28 protein-coding genes and 1 tRNA gene are annotated in these 20680 nt (G+C 37.1%); 5 read left to right on the forward strand and 24 right to left on the reverse strand.

Annotated elements, in window-relative coordinates; translation table 11 throughout:
• Positions 1-100 precede the first annotated feature (100 nt).
• The 19 genes from OXT66_RS07950 to OXT66_RS08040 all read right to left on the reverse strand — a co-directional run bounded on the left by OXT66_RS07950 (position 101) and on the right by OXT66_RS08040 (position 15101).
• On the reverse strand, positions 101-2152 hold the full coding sequence (locus OXT66_RS07950) for a minor capsid protein (RefSeq protein ID WP_268596840.1): 2052 nt from the start codon (positions 2150-2152) through the stop codon (positions 101-103).
• Positions 2153-2168: 16 nt separating this feature from the next.
• Positions 2169-3605, reverse strand: coding sequence for a phage portal protein (locus OXT66_RS07955; protein ID WP_268596841.1), 1437 nt, complete (start codon positions 3603-3605; stop codon positions 2169-2171).
• Positions 3596-4843, reverse strand: coding sequence for a PBSX family phage terminase large subunit (locus OXT66_RS07960; RefSeq protein WP_268596842.1), 1248 nt, complete (start codon positions 4841-4843; stop codon positions 3596-3598). Before OXT66_RS07960 ends, OXT66_RS07955 begins: the two co-directional genes overlap by 10 nt.
• Positions 4836-5267 (reverse strand): terminase small subunit, encoded by a 432-nt coding sequence (locus OXT66_RS07965; protein WP_268596843.1) that lies wholly within the window; start codon positions 5265-5267, stop codon positions 4836-4838. The genes OXT66_RS07960 and OXT66_RS07965 overlap by 8 nt, the downstream gene beginning before the upstream one ends.
• Before the next feature lie 23 nt (positions 5268-5290).
• Positions 5291-5923 (reverse strand): hypothetical protein, encoded by a 633-nt coding sequence (locus OXT66_RS07970; RefSeq protein ID WP_268596844.1) that lies wholly within the window; start codon positions 5921-5923, stop codon positions 5291-5293.
• Between the two features lie 376 nt (positions 5924-6299).
• Positions 6300-6794 carry an HTH domain-containing protein gene (locus OXT66_RS07975; RefSeq protein WP_268596845.1) on the reverse strand — a complete coding sequence of 165 codons (495 nt, stop codon included), beginning with the start codon at positions 6792-6794 and terminating at the stop codon, positions 6300-6302.
• A gap of 2 nt (positions 6795-6796) precedes the next feature.
• Positions 6797-7483, reverse strand: coding sequence for a deoxynucleoside kinase (locus OXT66_RS07980; protein ID WP_268596898.1), 687 nt, complete (start codon positions 7481-7483; stop codon positions 6797-6799).
• Between the two features lie 239 nt (positions 7484-7722).
• The gene (locus OXT66_RS07985) at positions 7723-8187 is read right to left on the reverse strand and encodes a helix-turn-helix transcriptional regulator (RefSeq protein WP_268596846.1); all 465 of its coding nucleotides are present in this window, start codon (positions 8185-8187) and stop codon (positions 7723-7725) included.
• Entirely contained in the window at positions 8180-8446 is a 267-nt protein-coding gene (locus tag OXT66_RS07990) for a DUF3310 domain-containing protein (RefSeq protein WP_268596847.1), read from the reverse strand. Before OXT66_RS07990 ends, OXT66_RS07985 begins: the two co-directional genes overlap by 8 nt.
• Positions 8443-8682 carry a hypothetical protein gene (locus tag OXT66_RS07995; RefSeq protein WP_268596848.1) on the reverse strand — a complete coding sequence of 80 codons (240 nt, stop codon included), beginning with the start codon at positions 8680-8682 and terminating at the stop codon, positions 8443-8445. The genes OXT66_RS07990 and OXT66_RS07995 overlap by 4 nt, the downstream gene beginning before the upstream one ends.
• Positions 8675-9082 carry a hypothetical protein gene (locus tag OXT66_RS08000; protein WP_268596849.1) on the reverse strand — a complete coding sequence of 136 codons (408 nt, stop codon included), beginning with the start codon at positions 9080-9082 and terminating at the stop codon, positions 8675-8677. The genes OXT66_RS07995 and OXT66_RS08000 overlap by 8 nt, the downstream gene beginning before the upstream one ends.
• Positions 9083-9084: 2 nt before the next feature.
• Positions 9085-9402 carry a VRR-NUC domain-containing protein gene (locus OXT66_RS08005; RefSeq protein WP_268596850.1) on the reverse strand — a complete coding sequence of 106 codons (318 nt, stop codon included), beginning with the start codon at positions 9400-9402 and terminating at the stop codon, positions 9085-9087.
• A gap of 264 nt (positions 9403-9666) precedes the next feature.
• Complete coding sequence (locus tag OXT66_RS08010; protein ID WP_419146387.1) at positions 9667-10869, reverse strand: VapE domain-containing protein; 1203 nt, start codon at positions 10867-10869, stop codon at positions 9667-9669.
• A gap of 44 nt (positions 10870-10913) precedes the next feature.
• The gene (locus OXT66_RS08015) at positions 10914-11702 is read right to left on the reverse strand and encodes a bifunctional DNA primase/polymerase (protein WP_268596852.1); all 789 of its coding nucleotides are present in this window, start codon (positions 11700-11702) and stop codon (positions 10914-10916) included.
• Positions 11703-11775: 73 nt separating this feature from the next.
• Positions 11776-12366 (reverse strand): hypothetical protein, encoded by a 591-nt coding sequence (locus OXT66_RS08020; protein WP_268596853.1) that lies wholly within the window; start codon positions 12364-12366, stop codon positions 11776-11778.
• Positions 12367-12368: 2 nt separating this feature from the next.
• Positions 12369-13109: an AAA family ATPase gene (locus OXT66_RS08025; RefSeq protein WP_268596854.1), complete on the reverse strand. Its 741-nt coding sequence runs from the start codon at positions 13107-13109 to the stop codon at positions 12369-12371.
• On the reverse strand, positions 13106-14482 hold the full coding sequence (locus tag OXT66_RS08030; protein WP_268596855.1) for a DEAD/DEAH box helicase: 1377 nt from the start codon (positions 14480-14482) through the stop codon (positions 13106-13108). Before OXT66_RS08030 ends, OXT66_RS08025 begins: the two co-directional genes overlap by 4 nt.
• The gene (locus tag OXT66_RS08035; protein WP_268596856.1) at positions 14479-14970 is read right to left on the reverse strand and encodes a siphovirus Gp157 family protein; all 492 of its coding nucleotides are present in this window, start codon (positions 14968-14970) and stop codon (positions 14479-14481) included. The genes OXT66_RS08030 and OXT66_RS08035 overlap by 4 nt, the downstream gene beginning before the upstream one ends.
• A complete protein-coding gene (locus tag OXT66_RS08040) occupies positions 14970-15101 on the reverse strand; it encodes a hypothetical protein (protein WP_268596857.1) in 132 nt (43 codons plus the stop codon). The genes OXT66_RS08035 and OXT66_RS08040 overlap by 1 nt, the downstream gene beginning before the upstream one ends.
• Before the next feature lie 168 nt (positions 15102-15269).
• Here OXT66_RS08040 and OXT66_RS08045 point away from each other — a divergent pair, with 168 nt between their 5' ends.
• Positions 15270-16049 carry an Abi-alpha family protein gene (locus tag OXT66_RS08045; RefSeq protein WP_268596858.1) on the forward strand — a complete coding sequence of 260 codons (780 nt, stop codon included), beginning with the start codon at positions 15270-15272 and terminating at the stop codon, positions 16047-16049.
• 65 nt (positions 16050-16114) lie between these two features.
• On the opposite strand, the gene OXT66_RS08050 is transcribed toward OXT66_RS08045, so the two are convergent.
• From OXT66_RS08050 to OXT66_RS08060, 3 genes are read right to left on the reverse strand one after another with little or no spacing between them, the layout of a single operon-like run.
• Positions 16115-16249: a hypothetical protein gene (locus tag OXT66_RS08050; protein WP_268596859.1), complete on the reverse strand. Its 135-nt coding sequence runs from the start codon at positions 16247-16249 to the stop codon at positions 16115-16117.
• A gap of 33 nt (positions 16250-16282) precedes the next feature.
• Positions 16283-16537, reverse strand: a complete 255-nt coding sequence (locus OXT66_RS08055; RefSeq protein ID WP_268596860.1) for a hypothetical protein — start codon at positions 16535-16537, stop codon at positions 16283-16285.
• A 14-nt stretch (positions 16538-16551) separates the two neighbouring features.
• Positions 16552-16740 carry an XRE family transcriptional regulator gene (locus OXT66_RS08060; RefSeq protein ID WP_268596861.1) on the reverse strand — a complete coding sequence of 63 codons (189 nt, stop codon included), beginning with the start codon at positions 16738-16740 and terminating at the stop codon, positions 16552-16554.
• 285 nt (positions 16741-17025) lie between these two features.
• On the opposite strand from OXT66_RS08060, the gene OXT66_RS08065 reads away from it, so the two are divergent.
• The 4 genes from OXT66_RS08065 to OXT66_RS08080 all read left to right on the forward strand — a co-directional run bounded on the left by OXT66_RS08065 (position 17026) and on the right by OXT66_RS08080 (position 19782).
• Positions 17026-17343 (forward strand): helix-turn-helix domain-containing protein, encoded by a 318-nt coding sequence (locus OXT66_RS08065; RefSeq protein ID WP_268596862.1) that lies wholly within the window; start codon positions 17026-17028, stop codon positions 17341-17343.
• Position 17344: 1 nt separating this feature from the next.
• The gene (locus OXT66_RS08070; RefSeq protein WP_268596863.1) at positions 17345-17755 is read left to right on the forward strand and encodes an ImmA/IrrE family metallo-endopeptidase; all 411 of its coding nucleotides are present in this window, start codon (positions 17345-17347) and stop codon (positions 17753-17755) included.
• Between the two features lie 58 nt (positions 17756-17813).
• On the forward strand, positions 17814-18416 hold the full coding sequence (locus OXT66_RS08075) for a DUF3862 domain-containing protein (RefSeq protein ID WP_268596864.1): 603 nt from the start codon (positions 17814-17816) through the stop codon (positions 18414-18416).
• 193 nt (positions 18417-18609) lie between these two features.
• Complete coding sequence (locus OXT66_RS08080) at positions 18610-19782, forward strand: tyrosine-type recombinase/integrase (RefSeq protein WP_268596865.1); 1173 nt, start codon at positions 18610-18612, stop codon at positions 19780-19782.
• Between the two features lie 153 nt (positions 19783-19935).
• On the opposite strand, the gene OXT66_RS08085 is transcribed toward OXT66_RS08080, so the two are convergent.
• Together OXT66_RS08085 and OXT66_RS08090 are read right to left on the reverse strand one after the other, a co-directional pair.
• Positions 19936-20023, reverse strand: a tRNA-Ser gene (locus OXT66_RS08085).
• A 133-nt stretch (positions 20024-20156) separates the two neighbouring features.
• Entirely contained in the window at positions 20157-20675 is a 519-nt protein-coding gene (locus OXT66_RS08090; RefSeq protein ID WP_268596866.1) for an adenine phosphoribosyltransferase, read from the reverse strand.
• Between the last annotated feature and the right edge of the window lie 5 nt (positions 20676-20680).

A 20680-nucleotide genomic window follows, 5' to 3' on the forward strand; every position in this document is an offset into this window, starting at 1 on the left:
AGTGTTCATCCTTTCCTTTACGCATTTTTTTACGAGGGGCGACCTCAATCAGGGTATAAAAAATAAGCCTTTTTACGTCATACTTGGGACAAAATGAATCCTATTTTTTCAATCTTCTTTTTAGTTCGTCTCTAATCCATGCCGAAATTTCGTTATCACTTTCATCACTAAAAGCCTCTGCAATAAGTTCAACATCTTTTGTTTTTGCATATTTAGGCATTGACTGCATTTTTGTTCTTCCGAATTTTTCGTAGGCCATCTTTGCTATATCTGACGCGATCGAAGCGTTTTGATAGTAATTCCAGCCTTTATCGAAATCTAATCCGGACTTTTGGTTTATCCCACTTTTAACGGCCTTGGCACGTCTGTCAGCAATGTGTCCCAGCTCATGAACTATCAAACCACCTGGAGTTGTTTTTTTTGTGGTATAACCGTCTTTCACTTGTTTGTTCAGAGCATCCATAACTTTATCATAGTCATTAAATTCATTTGCGTTAATCTCTAAATGGTTTACAAAAGCAGTTCCGTTTGACTTCATCGAAGCCAAAGCCTTATAGTTTGTTTTTTTGGTTGTCGAAGTAAAAGAATCTACCCAACCATTCAACTCAGGATAATCCGTATAAACTTTCGCCATAGAGTCAGCAAAGGATTGTAAAACTTTAGTATCCAACGGATGAATTGCAACTTCTTTATATCCCAAACTCTTCTTTAGAAAGCTAGAAAAATCATCAACATTATTAATAACTGGCGCTTGTATTTTATTACTTGTTGCGTTATTAACAACGGTTTTCTTAATGGTATTATTTTGTGTCTTTGGATTCGTTGTAACTTGTTGAATTTTAACTGAGTTTCCATTGATTTGATTGAACCAATTTCTTATTTCGGATCGTTGTTTAGCAGAAAAGCCTCTCTTGAAAGCCATATCCTGAATGTAATTTAATTCCGGCTCTGACATCTTCTTAATTTCATCTAGAGCTAATTTGGCTAACGGTTTTCCGCCTGCGCTTAATATTGATACTTCTGGACCATTTTCGGTATTCATAACATGAATACCCTTTTCCGGCCACTTTGCCATATCTAATGGATCAAAAGTATCTATTTTCTTACTTACAATCGGCTTAACGTTGCCACTTACCATGCTCTTCCAATTGTTATAACTAATGTTCTCAACGGTCTCACCTTTACCGGTCTTAGGATCTCTCATCCAACGGCCCTTAATATCTGGTAAATCGTCCATGAACGGAACTGTAGTACAGCGACACCAAGCGTGGATTAATGGGTAATTCACACCATCCTTACGGTCTTTTAATTTGAACTTTAACCCATCCAGATGACCACAAACAGAACAAGTCTTGCTTTCTAAAGTAGCAAGATACTCATACTTTTCAATACCATCTTCTTGATAAGCCTTTGCAGTCGCTTCTTCTTGAATGTGGCCTAATTCTGAATTAACTAAGCGATGGATTTGATTCTTTTTAACACCTTCAAAGATCCCCTGCATATCTCTAGCAATCTTACTAGCCGAAGTTCCAAGAATCGTACCTTTTAAAGCCGCATTCATTAGATAATTAGGTAGTAAGTCACGATAGTTTTTCCAGATCCTAGCTGAAAAATCTTTACCGTCTTTCCCCCATGGCTTTGAGACCACCATTCTTAATTGTTCCTCACTAAAACGAGAAAAGTTAGAAGTGAAATCCATATGAGCAGCTTGAAGATGGTAGGTTTCTCGCATATAGGTATCTTGATACTGATTAGTCAATTGATTGCGCATACTATCAACTTGCTTATTAGCAAACCGACTCGTAACTTGTTCGAGTTGAGCTTTCAAGTTTTGTAGTCTGGCCACTCGACTCTTAAAGTATTCAGAATCTAATTCGGCTTGATAGCCACCAGCTTTTGCCTTTTCTTCAAACTGTTTGAGTGTTAGTTCCCAATCTTTAGTGTTAATTTCTTTGAGCATCTTTTCGGCTTCCGGGATTGAAACACCCTGATTACCAGCATATCGATTGTACCAACCGTATAGCTCTTTGTTGATATCTTGATACAACCCTTTTAACTCTGGCTGTAAAGCCCGCTCGTATTCTTCTGTATTCTTAATTTCATTGGCTTTAACTGACAAAAAGCGTCGTTGCCAATACTCTTTTTTTTTCACGCTCTGTCACCACCAATTATTCTTCTACTTCATCATCGTTAGGATTGTCATCATCTGGCTTTAAGTCATCAAAAGCACCCGGATTATCAAAACCATCATGTTTAACTACATCGTCTTTACGTAGTTCCAACTCTTCTTGCCAGTCCTCAACCAACGGATTACCTTTAGCAATATTTTCGTCAGAGGTAATATTTGATAATGAACTAACTATTTGTGCTTGTTCAACATCATTTTGGATTGCAGTACGAGTCCATGTTTGATTAATTGGCCGGATATCTGCATCAGCAATGTTTAACCACTTCATAATTGCTCTGATTAATTCAGAAACGCTATCTCTAAAATACGACTCAGTTTGAGCCGCTTTTAATTCGAGATGAGAGTACAACATTTTAATAGCAACTCCGGTCGCATTGTTAGCCTCAAACTTAGTTGGATCAATTCCTTGTCCGTGCACAAAAATATCCCCTTTGGTAGATTCCATAACCGAGTTACGGGCTTCCACGGGGATATCAATAGTTAACTTATCAAGACCAGATTTATCACCCGGGCTCATTGATTCAAACTTGACGGCTTTATCTTTTTTGAGAGCTTTTTTAAACTCTTCAAGTGATTCGCCACCATAATTGGTAAGCACTAAAATGACTTGCTGAACGTCATCGATGTCGTTAACGAAACCGTTATAAACATTATCGTAAACGTCAATGAGACCTTTATACTTATTAAGCTCCGGTCTTTCAAATTTATTCTTTTGAAAACCAATAAACGGAATTCGACCAAATTGATGATTATAAACATTAGTTGTCCCAGTTATTTCGCCAGTCGTAATATCGTAAAAGGTAAAGCGATCTGTATATGGCTGTAAGTCCCTGTAATCACCAGACTTGCTGGTAAATACTGTTACGTCTTTATCAGTCCAATACTCATGAACGTTGTAGGTCTTTCCATCTTCTGGATTAAGCTGACTGTACGTTCGACGAACGGCGATTAGTTTCCTGGTTAGATCGGACGAATAGATTGGTGTCACTTGGTCAGGTGGAACAATACCATATCTAAAATGATTGTCTTCATCAATCCAATAATGCAGCCAACCCTTGCCAGCGTTCGAAGTATCAATTACTAACTGATTCAATCTGAGATTAAAGTTATCTCCAAGTGCGTCTTTAATCTTATCGTTTAAGGTGTCATCTTCCACGTCGATAGAAGGAGGAACAGTAGCCACATACCCCGCTTCTTGGTCAACTAGTAGTTGATGGTAGTTATTACTAACTCGATTATCTGCTGACCTTAGCAGCTCGTCTTTGCCATGCTCTTCAACTTTGGATTCACCGTTATTACGTAGCGTAATATCGTTTTCGTTAAAGTAATATCTTAGTGACTGTTTGTATTTCGTATTAAACTCCAACCGTCTTGGATCCGTTGCGGTCAATAATTTCTTCATTGCTGCTACTTCCATGCTTTGAATCCTCCTCTCTTCATCAATGGTTCGAGTGCATATCTGGTTTTATCAATCGTATGGTCATTGCCATCTGGATAAGATGACTTAAAGTTACCATTGGCGTCTCGTTCTAATTCGTAACTGCTGAACTCTCTAGCAGTGTTGGGGCAACGAACTGGATCAATAATAATCTCACGTAAATCTTGCAGCCATTTAAAGCCATGTTCGCGACTGCCAGGACCTTTTCTAGCACCAACTACGTTTGTTCCATAGTCTCTGAATTCAGCAATGGTTCTAGGTTCGGCACTATCAGCTCGGATGATTTCATTATCTGGATTAAATGTTTTAATCATAGTCGCCGCCTCCCTAGTAGTCATACCGACCGAATAGATTTCATTAAACAAAAAGATCCGGCGTCTAGCCGAATCCCAATAAACATCTCCATAAGCCAAAGGATCTCGAGCATACCCAAAGTCCAAGCCATGATATATTTTGTCGAAGTGTGATATTTCTTCATCTGTTATTTCTCTAATTGTTAGGTTATTAAAGACTTCTGCTCCCGTTCCTGTAATCTCACCCAAGTATTCATGTGCATACGCCTTTGGATTATCTCTCTTGAGTTGTTCTGCGTCAGCAATAAACTCACGCCCTAACCATTCTTTTGGGACAGATAAATAGTCACTCAAATGAACTTTGGTATCTTTTCTTATACCTTGTTGTTCACTGGATTGATTCACCCAGTTGGTCTGAGAAGCAGGAGGATTATAACTATAAAAAGTAACAATATCCGAACCACCACGGTTCAAAGATTGATTGATTGAACGAATCTCTGCCATGCCTTTAAAATCGGCTGCTTCTTCATAGTGCTTAAACTTAGTGTAGCCATGACGAAACTTCTGTGACTTAACTTTCTGCGGTTTATCAGCACCTTTGAATCTGATTTGTTGACCAGTAGGGATGTAAGTTAATTGCATAGGACTAACTGAATCGTCCCACAATTCTGAAACTCCTAACTTATCAATAGCCCAAAGATATTGATCAAATACTGAATCTCTTAAGGTTGCTGCCACCTTCCTAAGGACAACGGCATTAGCTTGCGGATCAACCATAATCCCCATTACGATTTCGAGCGAAATAAAAGAGGACTTGGTCGAACCCCGTCCTCCTTTTAGCCAGTAATTAGAATATTTATGATCTTTAATGTCATGATGTAGACCATAAAACGAAGGAGCAATGATGTCAGATAGCTTAACCATCGGTATCATCTCCCGGAACATCGTCTATAATTTTGACTGGTTCGATGTTTGCAGTTATATCTTGCTTATCTGTCCACATTGCATACCGTTTCCCAATCAATTCAGCAGCTTTTACTCTATCAGCTATTTTGGGAGAAGTTTCTACTTTCAAGCCACTGGGCGTAACAATGGTTTCTTTTTCTTCGCCACGTCTTACTCGAGATAAGAATTCCATTACATCCTGCTGTGAATCAATCTTGTCATTGTGTATTTCATTAAGTTGTTTCTTTAAATAATTTGAAATAACAGGTTTTAACAAGTTTTCAGTTCCAATTTGCTGAGCCGAATTCTCACTGTAACCAGCTTTAATGGCGGCCTGCGTAGCATTACCACTAATTATGTATTCGTCAGCAAATTTTTGTTGCTTAGTTGTTAGTTTTGCCATTTGCAGGCCTCCTTTAATTTATCCTATTTTTTTAAAAGATGTCTCTCGTATGGTGGAATAATTATGACATCTTGCTTATCACCAGTGTTAAAAGTGAAAGATAATCTTATTTGAACTTTACTATCAAAAGTACCTTTTAATACTTTCCATCTGTCAGCATCGCTATGCTCTTCAAAAGTTTGAAAAATATTAGCCCAATCTACTGTAAATAACTCCAAATCGCTACCAGACTGGGCCATAAATTTTTGTGTCAAATTGTACTTTCCCCGCTCTCGATAAAATTGAAGATTAAATTTTTCTAGTTCAACATTATCAAGAAAAAGTCCTATGGAATCTAAATTAATTAAATAATTTTTTTGGTCAGGATTGATTACCCTAACTGTAGATCCAACTAAATAATCATTGCCTCTTGTTTTGTTAGGGTAATTAAAGTTTGTAGTTTCTATGTAGATTTCAGCGGACAGCGGTTCTTTTTTTGTAGCCAGGTACAATGATAGCCATACTGCTCCAACCGTTCCTAAAGATCCTATCCAATCAGCAAGGCTTCCAAAATTGTCATCAGTAAAGAACAGGCAAACAACCAATAGTCCACCAAAAAATGATGAAAAAAATGAAATCAAAATAGACTTCATATATTTACTAATAAATCGTCTCATAATATTACCTCCAATAAAAAAGCATAACAAAACTCCAGCATTTTCGCGAGGGTACACATTGGAGGAAAAATAACAATCCGAGAGAAAACGATACATATAAAAAACGCCCCGGCGAAAGGACGTTTCTTATCTCGCCTCGAGTATGCTCTCGAATTTAGCGAGATATAAAAGTCTAGTATGGATTCGAACCACTACACGCCAACCGCTAGACTCCTGAAAGAATGTTATAAATAAAGTTTGAATTAATCTATGCTACTACTATAAAACTTTAAAACAGGTATTAAATAACACGTTTTTGACACTATTTGGACAAATCATTAAAAGAATCAATCCCNATAAAACTTTAAAACAGGTATTAAATAACACGTTTTTGACACTATTTGGACAAATCATTAAAAGAATCAATCCCAAAAATCATTATCGATAAATCTTCAACGGCTCTTCGTTCATCTCTATAGATAGTTTTTTCGTCAACGTTAAACTTCTCAGCTAATTTTGTTCGTGTCAATAATTGGTCATTAATGTACAGATTACTGATTACATCATACCTTCTTTGTTGCTCGTAAGTCCCCGACAAACAAACTCGCTTATACTCACTTAAAATCCTATTAATGAACTGAATCATTTCCTTAGACCTTGCTCGATACCCCAGCAGTGAATATAAAGACAGTTCATATTTTGATAAAGGCACATCGTCTTTTAACGTTGGAATTTCAACATTTGCATGATTTTCCAATAATCGGTAATTCTTCAAAAGTTGCTTAGTGTTCCGAAGCTCTTTTTCTGATTCACTTTTACTAAAATCATGACCTTTAGTAATCAACCCATCAACAATTTTATCAATCGTTTCGTCACTTAATTCTAATGCCAAACTTACACCTCCAGAATTTGATCTAACGGTTTACCCTCAAAGTCTTCCGGAAGATTACCCATTAATATTAAAGCATCATCAATCATTTGCACTACTCGGTAAGCATCTTCACGGCTGTTCATGAAGTCAAATATATCACCATCGATGATCATCTTAGGACTGGCATTATAGTCTTCATACCATTTTTCATACTTATCATGTAGCAACTTATAGTAATCTAGTAGAGAATCGTCATTTTCAATCTGTTCATAATCACGGCCCCGTTGGCGAATTCTTTTAAGTTGAGTATCTAATGATACGCTGATATGCACCAGCAAGTCAGGCCGTTTCTTTTTCGCTGCAAAGGGCAACTCTTCCATCATGTTATCTAAAATGTGGTGGTACACGTCGGTTTCTTCGTCCGTGATTCTACCTAATTCATGGTTCAAGTCAGTAAAAAGCGCGTCTTCATAGATCGAGCGATCCAAAATATTATTATCATCTGATTGGGCTTGCTTCATAGACTTGAAACGCTTATCTAAGAAATACATTTGAAGTAAAAATCCATATTGCTGGGGATTGCTGTAAAACAACGGCAATACGGGATTATCTCCAACGGGTTCATAAAATGCTTTAGTTCCTAGATGTTCCGATAAAATACTCGTTAAGCTAGTTTTTCCTGCTCCAATAGTTCCACTTAGTACAATCAACATAATTACCTTCACTTTCTAAAACTTATTTTTTAGTTATTAGATTCCGTACTTGTCCAGAATCTCGTTCCATTCATATCGAACATGATTGATAACTTCGCTACTTTTAACTGTTCGATACTTTTCCTCACCACTTGGAAGATAAACAGCCATACCTGCATATTGTCCGAATGTAGGGATGCGGTCAATTCTTAGCCAACAATCTTCTTCGGTGTCAGATTTAATTTAAATATACATACTTACACCTTCATTAAATAAAAACTTTTGGTTTGCTTAACCCGCTCGTTGTATCCGCCAGTATGCCCATATAAACGCGTTTTAGAAATACCAAATTTCGCTGATAACTGAGCAACGGTCCCGCGACCCATTTTTTTACCATTTGCATCATACATGTCATATTTTTTCAGTTTTCGTTGTTCGTGTGACGTTAGTTTTGACCAACCGTACCGATGAATCATATCCCGTATCGAACTAATCGGAATGTCTAATTGACTGGCGATTTGTCGCACCGTTTTACCCGCTTTAATTAATGAGTATATTTCACGCTTGCGTGGATTTTCGTCCACACAAGTTTCACCCCTTAATTGTGCGATCAATTCCCATTCGGGAGCGTCATCGGGGATGTACAAGGCGCTGGGTTTCTCGCCAACCGGTGTGTACTTGTCTTCGGCTTTATGCAATACCGCTACTAACATGCTAGTCATTTAAACCACCTACTTCATATGTTGCCACGTCCACTGGATAAGCAGCAGGAGAAGCTTGTAGTTCATGGTCAATCCACTTTTGAATATAAGTTTGCGCCTTTTTTAGATCTTCAATGCCCACATTTTTACTAGGAAAACGCGCAGTGTACTTCCAAACGTTGCCTTCCATAAAGCCACGTGAGCGTTCTACACTGTGCGTATTCCAGTAGGCGTCAATAATATCTTCGGTGCCTTCGTTGTAGTAATCCGGTTCAATCATTGTAATTCCTCCACAATCTCCTCATGATTCTTCAAAAATACATCTCGATCGACAAACTTATAAGCTTTACCAAAAACATGCACGATATAATCGCCCGGTTTAATCCAATCTGGCCCCGTGCTTTGCGGTCTAAAAAATCGTCCGTTATGTTGTAAAATCTCTACCGGATAGCGATTCATTTGACTGGGTTCAAACTCATAAGCTTCAATAATTTTCGTACTAACAAATTTAGCCATTAAACTCACCTTTCATCTCAATCGCTCGTTTAGAAACCACTATCCGCCTGCATAATCTGTACATAATTTCATCAAGAATATTTTCAGCTTCTGAAATATCTAAACAAACACTGTTTTCATAAATTTTTGTTATTTGAGCAGTAAAATCTGTATAAATAATTCGATCGTATTTGAATTCATCGACCACCACTTTATCGCCAACGCTAAATTTATTTTTAGGAATAATTTTTTCACTCTGACGAGAGAAAAAACATTCTCTCTTTACCAAATAGTGAGTGGTTGAATTAATCGCTCTAGAAATTTCCTCACGATCAAATCCAGTCGCTTCAGCCGCTTGCCAAACTGTCGGAAACTTTGCAATGATTTGTTTTTCTTGGTCGTACTGTAAAACTTGGTCCATAGTCATCCACCTACAATCTTTAAGGCATCGTCCACTGACCTAGCCACCCCGTACAAAACATTGGGATATTTTTTAAGCATGGCAGCAAACCTTTTCTGATCATCTCTCAACTTTCCGGTTTCATTTTTACACTCAATAAAGAAAAATCTTCCGTCTGAATTTCTGAAACCAAACAAATCGGGATACCCTTTGGGCAATCCAGTATCAAACCAACGGCCATTTTCCATTAGCACTTTTCCCACGTTAGCCCGGAAAATTGTACAGCCAGCTTGCGACACTGCCACCCGAATATCATTTTGTATTTTTTGTTCTCGTGTCACAGTTAATCCCTCCACACGGTAGTCGCTTGGTAATCACTTAGTAGTCACTTGGTAGTCACTGCTTTCCCTTACTCTCCCAATAGATACAGCACATTTATACTAAAAATAGCTTCTCAAAACTTTTCTATACCCTATATACCCCTTATATATATAAATATTATTATTATTAAAATATATAGTATTAGTAACTACTCTGTTCTTTATCCCGCTTGTAGCAAGGGCTTAGGGGTAGTCACTTAAGTGACTACCCAGTGGCTCTAGTGACTACTTTTTTCTAAAATATCCTCTTTTAGGAGAACCTTCTATTTTCCTTTGCCCTGCTTTCCAATCATTATGATTGTCCATTACATACTTAATCTTCTTTGCCATTTTTCTATTTTTAACTAAATTATCTTCACCTAAGTGAAGGGCAATATCTGAACTGGTAATAAAATCTCCAACCCATTCAGCTAAAATCTCTTCAATAGCCTCTTCTTCTGCATCAATGTACATAAATGATTTTCGATGTTCTTCTAGTAACGATTCCTCATCTTCATCAAGTAAGAATTTAAATCCCTCGCGATACATAGCGGTAAATTCGCCCCACAGTTGAGAAACTATTTCGGGAGTTAATTCTGTTAATGGTGACTTCGTTTGCAGTTGTTTGTTAACTAAGTTGGGCATAAACCGACGCTCACCAGTTTTATCTTTTAGGTAAGTTAGTTCGTTAGTAGTACGAGCCATAACAAAACTTTTAGCTCGTCTAACAGTCATATGACCGTATGGTTTGCGGTACTCCAACGTTTCAGAACTGATAAACTTCTTTAGAATTTCAAAGCTAGAGTGGTTGGTAGCTGTCATTTCATCATCATTGATAATTAAAGCTCGCAACATATTGGCGTAATTATCTTTGTTCTCAAAGTCAGTAAATTGATCGGTGTACCAGCCGTTAGCCATTTTCTTTAAAAAAGTTGTTTTACCGGCCCCTTGCCCACCAATCAAATCCAGTACATAATCGAATTTCATTTCAGGGTGGTAAGCCTTAGCTACTGCTCCTACAAAAAATATTCTGGTCTGTAAACTGGTAACGGCTGAACGTTCCACTCCTAAAAACGTTGGTAGTAAGTCGTCACTTCTGATTTCTCCATCCCAGTTTTTTTCGCATTCTTCAAAGTAATCAAGAACGGGATTAAAAACATTTCTGCGAGCTACATTAGTCATTGCTGAACGTAATAAATTATCTTTAAAAAGTACCTTATAGGTTTTTTCGATATATCCTAAAATCGCTGGCGGATAATCATCGTCAATCGTGCCTTTCTCTAAAAATAATTGTGGAATATCGCTTAACAATTCAATTTCATAAGTGAATTCATTAAAAGCAATCTTTCCGTGTAAGAGTGGATCACGATCTAAAATTAATTCAACATTGGTTAAGCTGTTAGCGACGATGTTGCCTTTGTCGTTTCGCCTAAAATCATCGATCGGCATATTGGTCACTTTACTGTCGTATTCCTCAATGGCATCTTCAACACTCAATTTTTAACCTCCCTTCTACGTAATTCTTTTTTTAACATTGATTCAAATGTACGGTTAACTTCGTTATCAGAGAGCGGGTTATTCGTGTTCTGGTTAGCCACTAAAGCTAGTTGATATGCTTCCTTGGCATTTACTCCCCGGAATAACAAACCGCCTATAAACGACGCTAAAGCATTATTTCGGCCACCCGTTTCTCCCAATCCATTAACAATTTTTTCGAACAATTCGCTAGTTGCTGAACGTTCTCCGCTTGCCTTAAATTCCGTTGGAGAATAATTATTAGGCGCTTGTTTGTTAATCGCACGAATTAACTCTGGAGTAGCTTTAACAATTGGTTCATGGTTTAACCACTCATACCGCTTTTCGTGATTAATACTGGGAGCAACCACCACATAATTATTAATATGAGCTTTGATATCCACTCCTGGAAGCCAACCAATGTTTTGCTGAACTGATAAATCATCCCGTTTCATGTAAAACAGTTGCTGGCCTCCGCCTGCAGTCGTTTGTGCTAGAGTTTTCCGGAAAAAATCCGGGTGGTTTAATTCTCGAATAGATTTAAATCCATCAGCCCCATTTTCGTGACGATCAATATCAACAACGAAAAAATTAGTCGTTCTCAAAGCAATATTGGCATATGGATGTTCCTGCCAAATTTTAGTAATTTCATCAATAGTTAATGGCGGTTGGTCAGCAAATTTAACCAGTGGCTTCTTGCCAATCATTGGCAGAACACTAAACCCATGCTTAGCGTAATCAACCGCAAAATTAACTAGGTTTTTCATAATTCATAAACCTCACTTTTAATGGGCTTTTCACCCATTCGGTGGTTATAGTTACGGCACTGCGTTTTAATTGTTAATCGAATGGTAATTCTGGTTGTTCAGCTGGAGCTTCTTCTTCCTGTGGTGTTGGAGCGTCAGACCACGGAAGATCATTTTCAGTTACATCGATAATTTCTGGTTGTTCCGCTTCTTCCAAATCATAACTGCGGAATGGACTAGAAGGATCTTTCTTGTTTGGCCGTTCAACAATTTCTAAGTTCACAAATTTACCTGTTTGACCATGTAATTTTTGTGATAAATGGTCATGAATGTCGGTTTCGTTGTCATACCCAAAATCGTCGCCCGTAATATCTACGCCTAATAAAGCTCCTAGTTTGGCAACAAATTTAATGTTTCGATCTAAAACAAAATCAGGAATTGGTTTGCCACTCTTACTGGTTTCAGCGAATGAAATATTAACGTTTTCTTTGCGTCCGGTATGTTCGCCTTCTGCTACTTCAAAGGTCACTCCGAAGGCATCCCAACCAGAATCAAATACACGATGACCAATCTTTTCAACGGCAACTAAGTACTTTCCGGCTGGAAGTCCTTGTGGTGTACTGATAGCGTCGTTTTTAGCGTCAAATCCTTCTAAACCTTTGTTTGCGAAATCTCTTAAACTCATATTTATTTACCTACCTTGTTTTCTGTATTTTGTGTTTGTGGTTCCGGTTGAATAGCCCCCGGAATGGCTTTTAAAATGTTCAAAATTTTAGGATCATTAATCCGACTGGCAAAATAATCTTTACGTTTATCAGTAATACTTCTTACATATCGTGTACCAATTTTTTTAGTGTGAATTACTAAATCACAGTTACCATTGACGACGTTGTAGTACTTAACTTTCAAAGATGGCACTTCAATGGTTTCACCACTATCGTTTTGCCGTTCATCAATTCGCGAAATATAAATCACGTTCATTGGCAAAGCTTTGAGTTCCATGACTAGCCCTTGCAATACCGAGTTAAAAGCTGCAAAACCTTTACCATATGGAACATCAGCTAACGTTTTAACGTTATTTTCCAATGCCACAGCCTGCTCAATCATAGTGGCCACGTCATCAATAACGTCCACAACTACTGTTTCAAACCCATAGCCGGGCTTTTTGTTCATCGTTTGTAGTTCCAACATAATTTCATCTAACTGGTCAATAATGCTGGTCTTTAAAGTTCCGTTTTCGTTTCGTTCATTTTTTAGCTGAATACTGGGAGCCTTATTGGCTAATGAGTTCCCATCAGTATTTAGAAAAACGGGATTGGGAAATCGTTCAGCCAGATAACTTTTACCGCTCATAGTTTTTCCATAAATGAAGAAGTTACGTGGTGTATCAATAGTTTTGTGTGGTTCATTTTTCGGAAGTAGTGTCATGCGTGTATCAATCCTTTCGCTTTAGCTTGGTAATAAACCCATCCATGTTTGAAATTATGCAATTTTGCATAGGCCTGAAGCTGTGCCATACTGGTTAATTCCTTAGGAGTTTTATCAGCTACCGCCATCAAGGCATTATCTTCAAGTAACTGTTTGGCTCGATTTTTTCGTTGTTCAACTTTTTGAAGTTCGGCTTCTTCTACTACTTCAATTTCTTTATCAGTAATTAATTTGGCACCACAGAATGGGCAAATATCATTGATTCGGTAGAAAGTTGCAAAACATTCGGCACACACAGTTACCGACTTAATAGTTTCAACAGACTCGCTGGTCCGTATGGATTTCTCTGAACCTTTTAACGTCCATTGCCTATCATCAGTAGGCAATCCGAACCGTTCAACATTCCCAACATGGTCAATAATTACTGCCGTTTTTCCTTCACGTGGATTCATGGCCCGCATCCCAAACTGTAAAAACAGTGATAAAGATTGAGTTGGTCGAAGCATGATTACACAGTCAACATTCGGTAAATCTAAACCTTCGGTAAATAGTTCGGCATTGGTAACAACCATTATTTTGCCGTCACGATAATCACGAATGATTTGATCCCGTTCATCTTTGGGTGTTTTGCCTGAAACGGCCTTAGCAGAAATACCAGCTTGGCTAAAAGCGTTAGCCAGATGTTCAGCGCTAGCAACGTTATAGGCGTAAGCGATAGCTTGTTTCCCACTGGCTAACTGCTGATAGTGTTTAACGGCATTGCCATAAATTTTAGGTTTGACCGCTTTAGCAATACTTTCTTCAGTAAATTCACCAGTTCGCTTTGTTTTAAGTTGTTCAGTATCAATTTGCTTTGGTGCGTAGTAATCAATTGGCGCTAAATTACCATGATCAATTAACCATTGAACTGATTTACCAACAATTAAGTCGTCAGCTACTTCTTCAAATCCTTCACCACTCATTCGAATTGGCGTAGCGGTGAAGAGCAATTTAATTGCGTCTGGAAAAGCGTCTAAAATGCGACGATATGACTTAGCTAAAACGTGATGAGCCTCGTCAACAAAGAGAACGGCTGGTTCGGAAAGCGTCTGAATGCGTCTGGTTAACGTCTGGACCATGCCAATAGTAGCTAGGCTCATATCAACGCCTTGTTTTTCAAACGTCGCTTTCACTTGGTCAACAATTTCTTTGCGATGAACAATAAACATAATTCGTTTACCATTGTCAGTTGTCCGCTTAGCGATATCCGCCATAATTACCGTTTTTCCTGTTCTTGGAGGCTGCTGAACCATAATTGAGCGGTTGCCATGCTTCATTGAAGTAACGATATTGTTGATAGTTTCTAGCTGGTAAGCTCGGAGTTGAAAACTCATCGCACCGTCAGGCTTTCATTAAATCCAATCGTGGCACCCGGAACTTTTTCGCCAGATTCAATCGCTGCTTTAATAGCTTTTTTATCCGGTTTAACTGGCTGCTTAATTGTGTACTGTTCTGGTAAGGCGTCGGTATTACTTACATCAACAACGCGAGTATTCCTAATAGAAAAGCTAAATAATGGAGTTTTGACTTTAGTAGTATTAGTGGCAGCCATTGAATTAAGTAACGCCACTTTAAGTCTTTGGGTATTATTTTTATAAGCCCGTTTCTTTTCAGTCAGGCGCTTAATTTCAGCGTCCACTCCCTCTGTATCGGCTTTAAGTTGACTAATAATCTTGCCATAACCATCAAACTTTGATTCGAGTTGGTCATTAATACCAGTAGAAGCAATAGTGTCCTCAATAACTTGTGGATCTTCACTAGTGTTTTCTAAAGCTTCTAACAATTCTTGGTACTCATTAGTTAAATCGTATAAAGTTGCCATTATTTTTCCTCCAAATATTTTTCTTTTTGATTGTCCAAGATGGTAAACAAGAGCATCAGCGTACGTTGGTCTCCAACTGGGGTACCATTAATTAATTCTTGTGTACGGTTAATTTGTGATTGTGTAACCATTGCTTTACCCTACTTTCTGGCTTATCATAGCCATATACATTACTTAAATATGAGTTTGTTACTACGCCTATCGGTTGCACCCGGTGGGCGTTTTTATTGTGGAAAAATTTGATTGTTATTACCTCCTTTGTAATGGATAATAGATGGTTGGAAAGGTGGTTGATAATAATGGATCCTAATTTAATACAAGCCGGATTAGACAGTTTACCCGAAAGTACAGTCGAAAAAATCCTTAATCCAACAGCTGAAGTTCTTGGGGATAGTGCGGGAGGACTAGTAAGAACTATTTTTTATCCTTTACTGCACTTAAATATTTTTACAAAGAAAAAATTGGAAGATTATGAGCAAAAAATCGCTAATAATGTTAAAGACATTCCAGAAAAATACAGAGACCCATCTATGCTTCCCATTTTTTTGGAAACATTGGAAAAATCAAAATACAAAGTTGGAGATGATGAAATCAGAAGTATGTTTGAAAACATTCTTACAAAATCTCTAGATTCCAGATATAATTCTTCAATTTCTCCCAGATATGCTAACGTAGTTTCACAACTTAGTCCTAAAGACGCCTCGTATCTACAATTAATGAACAAGGAGCGTACAACATTTAACACAATTCTCAACGCCAAACTGAGTAGCCTACCAGTAGCCAAACTAATTGACTTAAATAACAATTCGTCAGATATGACAAAACCATTTTTGTTGGTATCTGACCATATTCCTAGAAATCTCTGGTTAACAATTGATAATTTGGAAGGATTAGGAATAGCCAAACTAGACTTTAATTCTTATTTACATTACAACCTTGCAACTGAACTTTATGAAGAATTCAAAGATTTTTCTGGTCATCCCGAATTCATATCGTCATCTGATTTAAAAATTGCAACGTTAAAAGGCGTTCTTAAATTTACTTCTTTCGGGCAAAACCTTTTGGATATTATTGAGTGACATCAAAATGATTTATTTTTCCATGCTCTTCACTGCCACAATAGTGTTGAGCATTTTTTATCGTCTTAGTCAAAAAAATCTTCCTTAAATTCCTCCCAACTGTTAAATTTACTTGAGTACCGACCTAGCAAAATACCAATCACTAACGGCGCACCTAACATAATTACTGCTGCAAATAATTTTCCTAAAATTTCGTACATATAAATCCACTCCTATCCGCCCAGATAGTTTTTTTATTTATATTCCGTATGGTCTTCAATCCATTGATTGACTGCCCAACGTGGATAGCACTTCATTGTTTTAGTTACCATAAAATATGGAAATCCAGGTTGTGTTAAAACATTATCAATTGAATCCACACTTGGTCCTAACATATCTGCAACTTGTTGTCTGGTAAGCAAATTGTTATCTTTCTCTGATTCTTTTAATTCAATCAAAGCTTGCTTAACAGTTTTAACTAAAAATTCCTTAACCGCCTGTTCAATCAATTAAGTTCCCTCCTTTAAATTTTCAACGCGTCAATAATTTTCAAAATCAATTCGTTAGCACCTTTATTGATACGTTTACCGTTCAATACGTCTTCAAGATACTGACGAGAAACACCGAATGTTCTTGCTAAACTTCGTGTTGCGATTTTGTTGTCGTCCAGATACTTTAAAATCGCTTCACGTCCACTTGTTGTTTCTGGCATTTAACCACCTCCAATTCTGCAACTGAATCCGCAACTATTTTTTATCAAGTATCGTTGACTTTTTTTACTCAATAGAATAAAATGAGTCCATAACAAATAAGCAATATAAAAACCTACCACTAACACTCACTCGCCAAAGTACTGTTAAATTAAGGTATTTTTTAGTTGCCTATTTAGTTGCTAATTACTTGATGAATTAATAATAATTCAATCGAATTAAATAGTCAACATATTTTTACTCGATAGGATTAATATTTTTTCGTCATATTGAGAGGAAACACTGATATGACCATCTTTGAACGGACGAAAGAAATTGCAAAAAAGAAAGGGTTTAGTCTGCAAGAAACAGCAACTAAAGCAGGACTTGGACTTAATAGCATTTACGGTTGGAAGAAAAAAGATCCTAGTATTTCTAGACTCGAAGCCGTGGCAAAGGTGTTAGATGTTTCCGTAGATGAGCTACTAGGTAAATCTACTGACCAAAATAATAAAAAGAATGTCGATCTATCGGAACCCAATGCTAATGACTTCTTAAGTTTCGATGGACAACCTATCTCTGATGAAGATATGGAAATAATAAAACGAATCTTAAGAGGAAAATAGTATGGGGGAAATAATTGCTAATTTGATGAATTATGCAATGGATCATGGTATTTCTGTAAGAACTACTAATGAACTACCAGCAAGCACACCATCGCTTACTAACACTAGAGAACGTTACATAATGATAAATAATAATTGTGGCCAACAATTAGCACTGCAAATGGCTCATGAAATTGGTCACTTAATGTTGGGACACACTTCTATTCAACCATTGCCATTTACCACACTTACCAACTGGGGAGATGAATTAGAAGCTAATCAATGGGCAATAAAAAAACTCATCCCCTACTATGCTAATGGTAAAGAGGATGAGCAGTTAAATACTAAAGAGTTCATGGAATTATTTGTTATTCCTGGACACCTAGATAATATTGTCAGAACCGAAATGATTATGTATGTGATGAATAACTAGCCTTAAGACCAACAAATCTGATGTCGTTAAAAGCTGAATACATATTGGAGGAACAATAATGAGAAAAACGGTTACAATTGCTGCAACTCTTTTGTCTATCTTGACCCTCTCCGCTTGTGGAAACACATCATCAAAAAGTTCTAGTACAAGTTCCGATTCTGAAAAAACGGAACAAAAGAAAACTGAGAAAAATACTATTACTTTAACTAAGTACAATAAAATTAAAGTTGGAAATAGTTTAACTGGAGCCGGTGGGACCGATGAAAAAGTCGTTAAGTCTATGTATGGAAAACCAGAAAGCAAGAGTGAAACGGCAGTACCCGGAGCATCAAAAAAAGGAACTTCCTACTCCTGGTCTAATGTCGGAACCTCGTTAAAGGGAGCTGCTGTTACTACTGAATTCTTGGATGGCAAAACTGTAGCTAAAGGTTACACTAATTTTGAAAGCAGCCCAGAAGTTACAAATGCTAAGTATAAATCTATAAAGTTGGGGCAATCTTATATTAGCGTTAAACATAAACTTGGTACCCCGATAACAGAATCCATTGCTGGAAGTGGCACAACTAGTGCCCAAACTTTGACATATTCAAATGGTACAAAAAGTATTGTACTAATATTTACGAATAACAAATTAAGTTCGAAAACATTCTCTGAACTATAAGCAGAATCATTCTAGCTGCTTCAATGTTAACAAAAAGCACATCCCCTCCCGCCAAGAAGTAAGATGTGCTTAACCACAAGAACCGTTTATTAACGGACTTTTTGTATACCCAATTTTATCACATGAAAGTAGGTGATGCCAAATCCATTCAGCTCTTATCCGCCCAGATAGTTAACTGAAAGGAAATAATAAAATGGCAAATATTAAAAAAACATCAACTGGTTATAAAGCAAGAGTTTCTTATGTTGATCCATCAGGTACAAGAAAAGAACGTTCTAAGTCTCGTTTCCGAACATTAAAGGAGGCTAAGGCTTGGACAAATGAATTAGAAAATAGCATCAACAACGAAGTAAATATCGTCGATAATCGTCAAACACTTCCAGAATATTTTTTAAAATGGTTTGAAACTTTTAAAAAAGGCAAAGTAGCACTGATTACCGAAAAAGAGTATTTGTGGACGTATAAGGTGCTTTTAAATTACTTCCCAACAACTTCATTGGAAAATATGTCACGAGCTAAATTTCAGCGTTTTATTAACGATTTCGCCTATGGTACTAACGAACAGCGGGTTAGAAAAAATATTATCGATCCAAAGGAACAATACCATAGCAAAGCTTCCGTTGAAAAAATTTTTGTTCATACGCATTCAGCTATTTCAGATGCTGTGATAGACGGACTCATTCCGCGTGACTTCACTTCTAGAATTGAATTAACCGGTCATGCTCCTAAAAGCTCTGAATTAAAATATTTAGACGCTGACGATATGTTTAAGCTTTCAGCAGAGATGGAACGAAATATTTCTTTATCTTCCACCGGTAAAACTATGATCTATACTGCCCTACTAACCGGAGCAAGATATTCAGAGATTGCTGCTTTAACTTGGCAAGACGTTGATTGGGATAATAAAACTATCGAAATTAATAAATCATGGGATTATGTTTTTGGGGGTGGCTTCAAAGCTCCTAAAACTAAATCATCTTATAGAACTATTTTAGTAGACGATAGTTTACTTAGAGTTTTTAAGATACTTCGATCTTTACAAATGGCTCAAACCAAATTTAATAACCCTAATCACTTAATTTTTTTGAATGATATTGGCACTATCCCTTCTTCTTCAGCGGTAAACAAATTACTGCGTAAATCTCATGATAATTTAGGGATAAAGGAAATAACTTTTCATGGGTTACGACATACTCACGCTAGCTATTTACTTTACCAAGGTGTAAAGATGGAATATATTTCAAAAAGATTAGGTCATCGAAATTCTAATGTTACTAGAAAAATTTATGCTCACCTAATTAAAGAAGATGAAGATGCCGAATCAGAAAAAGCAATTAGTGTGTTAAGGAAATTAAGTAGTATGTAAAACTTATGGGGACGATAATGACATTTTTTAAGTAAAATCCCCCTACAATCCCCCTAATTATCTTTCTGAATCGTTTTATATCGTTTTGTAAAAAAAAATCGTTGCTATATCAACGATTTAAAGGGATGGAGAAATATACAAGATAAAAGTTTAAGGAGAGTACAGGAATTGAACCTGCGCGCCGGTATTAGCCGGTTCGCCGGATTTCGAGTCCGGTGCATTACCACTCTGCCAACTCTCCAATTAATACCTTTACTATTATAGCAATAAATTAGTAAATGTAAAACAAAAGTTGATCTCAATGCTTAACAAACCTAAAAATAATAACCACCGTATTGTTTAGCCAGAAGCTAAATTAACACGGTGGTTATTTTTTAATATTTTAATAGACTTAAAACGTCATAGTTTTTCAGTTTATCACGGCCGTTAAGTTCATTCAGTTCAATAATAAAGGCACAACCAGCAACTACGCCCCCTAATTTTTCAACTAGTTCGATAGTCGCTTCAATGGTCCCACCAGTAGCCAAAAGGTCATCAGTAACTAAGACCCGTTGTCCTGGTTGAACCGCATTTTTGCGTAAACTCAATGAAGAAGTCCCATATTCTAAATCATAAGTGACAGTTTGAGTTTCGCCTGGCAATTTACCTTCTTTTCTAGCTGGTGAAAAACCAGTTCCCAATTTATAAGCCACCGGGCAACCAACGATAAAGCCACGAGCTTCAGGCCCCACCACCATATCTACGTTGCGTTCACGAGCAAAGGCAGCAATTTCGTCAGTAGCTTGTGCATATGCAGCACCATCTTCTAGTAATGGTGAAATATCCCGGAATAATACGCCAGGTTCTGGATAGTCAGGATAAGATGCAATATATTGAGATAAATCTAAAGACATAATTT

This window comes from Lentilactobacillus senioris (assembly GCF_026798195.1).
Classification (GTDB): Bacteria; Bacillota; Bacilli; order Lactobacillales; family Lactobacillaceae; genus Lentilactobacillus; species Lentilactobacillus senioris_A.